Genomic DNA, 696 nt, shown 5'->3' on the forward strand with positions numbered 1-696 from the left:
CCGACGTGGTCCGGGACGTCGCCGGCCGCGGCCTGGGTGAGCGACCACCGTGTCGGCTCTGGCTGGCAGGACACCAGGCCCAACTCGCGCATCAGCAGGCGGACCAGCTCCAGGCCGGCGGTGTGGCCCCATCGGGCGAGCTGAGCATGGACGCGCCGGTATCCGTAGGTGCTGTCCGACATGCCGAATGCCTTCTTGATGAGCAGTTTCAACTCCTCGCGCCGCTGGGCTGTTGCGGAATCCGGGCGGCCCCGCCATTCGTAGTAGCCGGACTTGGACACGTCGAGTCGTTCACACATGAACTCGACGGAATGCGCGTACTCCGTGGTGTCGAGCCGCATCGTTTCGATGAACTCGTACTTGCTCGCTACCGGGGATCCCTCGCGCAGCCGGGTGGCCCGGGGGAATTTCGCCCCCGGGCTCCCACAGAGTCCGTACGTGACAGTCTCCCGTCATACGGCTCTTGTCGTCCTGGTCACCAGACCCGGGCAGGCTTGGGCATCCAGACCCAGTGCGCGAAGAACCGGGGATGTCGATCCACCCCAGACCACCACACACGAAAGGTCGCTGCCCAACTCCGCCGCAGCTTCCGATATTTACCGCGCAACCACCGGACCAAGTAGGCGTTGATCCGTTTCAAGAGGGGAAACAGGGCCGACCTGTTGAAGGCCCCGTAATACTGCATCCATCCCCGCA

The 696-nt window shown here is 64.7% G+C and carries 2 protein-coding genes; both read right to left on the minus strand.

Features of this window, described 5'->3' with window-relative positions; all coding sequences use genetic code 11:
- Nucleotides 1–341 (minus strand): IS3 family transposase (locus G3I71_RS45240; RefSeq protein ID WP_164324741.1); only part of this gene is annotated, 341 nt, incomplete at its 3' end.
- A gap of 134 nt (nucleotides 342–475) precedes the next feature.
- Nucleotides 476–685 carry a group II intron maturase-specific domain-containing protein gene (locus tag G3I71_RS45245; protein WP_239149764.1) on the minus strand — a complete coding sequence of 70 codons (210 nt, stop codon included), beginning with the start codon at nucleotides 683–685 and terminating at the stop codon, nucleotides 476–478.
- Between the last annotated feature and the right edge of the window lie 11 nt (nucleotides 686–696).

It is taken from the genome of Streptomyces sp. SID12501 (genome assembly GCF_010550245.1).
In the GTDB taxonomy this organism is placed as follows: Bacteria; Actinomycetota; Actinomycetes; order Streptomycetales; family Streptomycetaceae; genus Streptomyces.

What these genes read in the sequence shown, in the direction of transcription:
- G3I71_RS45245 (WP_239149764.1), bottom strand. Translation starts at nt 685, where the DNA reads ATGCAGTATTACGGGGCCTTCAACAGGTCGGCCCTGTTTCCCCTCTTG.